Origin of the sequence: Levilactobacillus enshiensis (assembly GCF_007115095.1) — a bacterium.
GTDB classification, from domain to species: domain Bacteria; phylum Bacillota; class Bacilli; order Lactobacillales; family Lactobacillaceae; genus Levilactobacillus; species Levilactobacillus enshiensis.
The window spans coordinates 779-5316 of record NZ_SULH01000024.1 but is presented as its reverse complement, the minus strand read 5'-3'; the positions used below and the strand labels follow the sequence as shown (position 1 = coordinate 5316).

The 4538-nt window shown below is 41.2% G+C and carries 2 protein-coding genes; both read right to left on the bottom strand.

All coding sequences use genetic code 11. From position 1 onward, the window contains the following. The coding region (topB, locus tag FAY32_RS14145) for a type IA DNA topoisomerase (RefSeq protein WP_143464104.1) at positions 1-2112 on the bottom strand (2112 nt) is incomplete at its 3' end. A gap of 96 nt (positions 2113-2208) precedes the next feature. Continuing rightward, positions 2209-4272, bottom strand: a complete 2064-nt coding sequence (mobQ, locus tag FAY32_RS14140) for a MobQ family relaxase (RefSeq protein WP_143464103.1) — start codon at positions 4270-4272, stop codon at positions 2209-2211. Positions 4273-4538 lie beyond the last annotated feature (266 nt).

The window sequence follows — 4538 nt, the reverse complement described above, 5'->3', positions numbered from 1 at the left end:
ATGGCCGTCAAGCTTTAACTTGGCGTCAAACAACTTTCCTTTTTTGCTCTTGAAACCCTTTAATTTGCTCGTTTCCCCCTTGGTGACCAACGCTTTAATGGCGGTCTTCCCGAGGGTCTTACTGCTCCATTTCTTGGGCAGGGTAAAGTCTTCGCCTTGCTTAGGCTTTACAATATAAAACTTCTGTTTATTTAAAACGGTCGCTTGCGGTGTTTCTAAGAAGACCTCGGCGGACTTTTGTGCTTGCTGTTGGTGATTGATTTGTTGCTTAATGGCTGAATTGCCGGTTAATTGTGTGGGGACATCAGCAATTAACTTCGCCACAAACTTCTTAATCTGGCTCAAAAAGTTATCTGGGGTGCGTTCTTCGGTACTGATTTGCTGTAATGCTTGCTCCCATTTAGCCGTCATTTCTGGGCTAGTTAGCAAGGGTTCGAGTTCAACCGCTTTACATAAAGTAATTCCGGCTTCACTGACGTGTAGCTTGTTCTTTTCAGTGACGAGATAGCCGCGTTTCTTTAACACTTCCAGCACATTGGCCCGGGTTGCACTTGTCCCAATGCCTTGCACATCTTTAAGAATCGCTTGGGCTTCTTCATCATCAAGCGTTTTGCCGGCGGTCTTCATGGCCGTAATCAGGGTACCTTCGGTAAAGGGTACCGGTGGTGTCGTTTCTTTTTGCGGTGTTTGCAGATTTGCTTGGACTTGATTGCCTTGGTGAACGAGCGGTAAAGTTGCTGCTGCTTGCTGGTCGGCTGTGTGATCATCAAATAATGCTTGCCAACCTTGCTTCGTTGGGACCTTACCCGTTGCTTTAAAATTGGCGCCACCAACTTGGGTGATAATGGTGGTTTCCTCGTACTCATACGGATCAGCAAACATCGCTAACGTCGTTCTTAAAACCAAGTCATAGACCTGTTGCTGTAATTTAGGTAAGGCCGCTAATTGATTTTTCGTCGGCACAACTTTAGTCATGATAATAGCGTAGTGTTCTTCAACCTTTTTCCCATTGACGTAACGTTTATTCGGGGTGGTATTGGTTAAAGCGACTTGCTTAGAGACTAACCCCAGATACTTCGTCAGATTAGCCACTAAATACTCAAATTCTTCATCAGTGATATAAGCACAATCGGTTCGGGGATAGCTAAGGAACTTGGCTTCGTACAAACTCTGAATGGCCGCTAAGGTTTGGCTGGCACTGGCATGATACCGTTTATTCATCGCACTTTGCAGACTGGATAGCGAGAATAGTTGGGGACTAGCACGCTTTTTACCTTGTTTTTGGACGTTCTTGATTAAACCGTCCTGTGAGCCTTTCTGAACGTGTTTAGCTTGCATGAATGTCATTAGCCCTACTTCGTCTTTAAACCGCTGATAGGGGTCTAATTTCGCGACGAATTTTTGCTGATTGGCTAAAATTTCCGCATTTAGTTCAAAATAGGGTTCCGGCTTAAAGTTTTTGATTGCCTGGTCTCTTCGATAAACCATATACAAGGTTGGCGTCTGCACGCGACCAATTGAGTACACCCCGCGCACCCCTTTTTGTCTTAACAACAAAGTATATAAAGGACTGCCATTCATACCAATTAACCAGTCACTAATTTGACGGGTTTGGGCTTCTTTATAAGCCAAATAGTCTTTGTGCCAATCACCAAGATTTTTAAAGCCGGTAATAATCGCGTCTTTTTCTAGGCTATTCAACCAAAGGCGCTTAATCGTTTTCGACTTAACATCAATCTGGGCTTGGTTCATGATCGACCACGCGATATTTGACCCTTCTCGACCACTATCGGTGGCCACAATAATGGTATCGGCTTTCGTTAACAGGTCTTTGACGATCCCGTATTGGTCCTTTTTACTAGCTGACACTTCAAACTTGTATTTATCGGGGAAAATCGGTAAATTAGATAAGGCCCATTGCTGGTATTTCTGATCATATTTATCCGGTGTGGCTAGTTCAACTAAATGTCCGAGACCATACGTGACAAGCGTATTATCGGGCAAAACAGGGTCACTAACCGTATAGTAACCCTGTTTTTTTGTGCTCTTTTGAAAGGCTTGGACGTATGAACGGGCTTGACTGGGTTTTTCAGCTAAGATAACAGTGGTCATGTTCGTTCACTCCTTATGATTCAATTTTTGATCTAATTCTGTTTTGCCTTGTTCAGACGCTTTTAACCAGGTTTAACGGTGCATTTTTTATTCCGATTACAAGTGCATGCCCCCATCTTCATGCCGATTTCGAGTTTGGTGTTGCCGTTGCTTTTTCGCCATTTCCCACTCAGTCTCTTTTAAACCTTGCGCCTGTCTTTGTCGTTGGTAATCTTCATCACGAGCATATAGAACAGTCATGATCGCGTCACTAAAGGCCGTCTTTAAGTAGTAGTTTGGACTAACTGGCTTATAATTTAACGGTTGATAATGTGCCAGCTGGGATTTTCGATATTGATCGTCCTTAGCTTGTTGCTCTTTTAACTGTTTTTGGATTTTCTCAATCTGACTGTTCTTAATCGTTGGATCGACTTTACATTCACCCAAAAAGAGTTGTTTAGTGCCGTCATGCTTTAAAACCCGTTGTAAGTGATGATTCTCTAACTGATCTAAGCTAAGCTGTCCCGATAAATAAGCTAACCCTAATTGATGTTCTTGGGTACTGAAAACCCTCGGTGGGTTTTCTTGCCATTGTGCCATTGTTTCGACTTTTAATGGCTTTAAAGTTGGATCATAGTACATCACGGCTGTATAGGCCTGTTCTTGTCTAACTAGTGAAAGATCATCTAAATCACCATTAGGAAAGGCTCTTTTCAATACTTCATGGTATTGCGTTTGAATGACTTGCTTAACTGCTATGATTGTCCGTAGGTCTTTGACTGCTCTCGTAATCGTTTGCTGTTCTGCTGGTGAATACTTTTCTAGTAGTCCTTTATCGACGTGTTCTAGGCTTTCTAAGCTATCAGAGTGGATCATTAGCGTATATTTCAGATCAATTTTGGCCTCTTTTTCTTGTTGCATTAATAACTTCCAGCCAACGTATGGCCGTTTGGTAAAGGTCAATAATTGTCGGACCAATAAATCATCACGAATATTCATTAAACGTTCGTTTAATTCACTGCCTTTGAAAATCGTTTGTTCACTATTAGTTTCTTTAATCAATTCCCGTCGTTCAGCCGCAGTTGTCTGTTCAAAATCAAGCTCTGGATAAAGTTTTTTAGTCGTGCGATCAACTACTTTATTTAAGAGTTCATCTGCTTTTTTTAGTGAACTTTCTTGTTGGTTAATCGTCAATAATTGCTTAGTGACATCTTCACCAACAGCGTGCTTAATTAAGGTACTGTTTTTCCAATTAAATAGCATGCGCCGCTTATCATCTAAACTTTCCAAACTAATATAAGTTTTCAGTTCGTGGCTTAACTCTTTGACCACTCTTTTCTCGTTAAACGAGAAGTGTTTACTTAGGCTATCCAAGTGGCATCGATTAACTACTTTCTCCTGCATATTTTTATAGCCAGCTTTGGACTTACGATAGTTCTTAACTTGTTGATTAAATGCCTTTCTTTCATGCCGTTTGCTATTGATTCCCTCGTGTTGCATTGGTGTGTCAGCTATTCCCTGCTCAGTAAATGATTTTTCACTGATCCGATCGGGAATATTTTTTTGCTCTAAAACCTGATTGACACTAACTGCCCAATTATGACGCCATTCAATTATTTTTTCTTTCTTATCCCAATCGACCATCAGTATCTTTCTACTCTTAGGGTACTTGCTAGTTCCGGTATACATTTTATTGCCATTCTCATCTAAAATATATTGCTTTTTACTCTTGATTCCCCATGTTCCGTCTGGGTTAAATGGTCGGTTAGTTAACATCACATGTGCGTGCGGATTATCTGGGTGGTCGCGATGAATCGCTACATCAGCTACCATGCCTTGATCAACAAAATTTTCTTGCACGTATTTTGTCAATAATTCTTTCTGTTCATCTTCGCTTAGTTCAACTGGCAAAGCCACGTTAAACTCTTTCGCATACCGAGAATTTGCTCGCCGATCTTTTCTTTCTACTTCGTTCCATAATTTTTCTCGATCACTGGCCCATTCTGGTGCATTTTTAGGAGTTAAAATAAAACTCTCTGGTATGACTGACCGAGCATATAAATAGTGGCGACCTTCTTGATCATCAAATAATTTTTCACCACTTCGATAAGCGGAACTGGCAATCGCACTTCGTCCTTTCCCAGCACTAATATTACTAAAACTCATATGAAAAATTGCCATACTAGTCACCGCCTTTCTTTGGATCTATTGGTTGATTTTGTTGTCGCCATCGGCGACTTCTAATGCAGGATTTTGGCACGATTTACCCCACAATAATTTAGTGGGGTATAAGTGCGCATTGACCTCGTTTCGCTCGGTCTTCTGATTCTCCTGAATTTACTTTTAGTGTATGCCTTCCGCTTCGCTATTTCAACTTTTATACTTTGACTTAACGTTTCCCTTATGATATAGTGTCGGTGATTATTTCTAATATGATTGGAGGGATT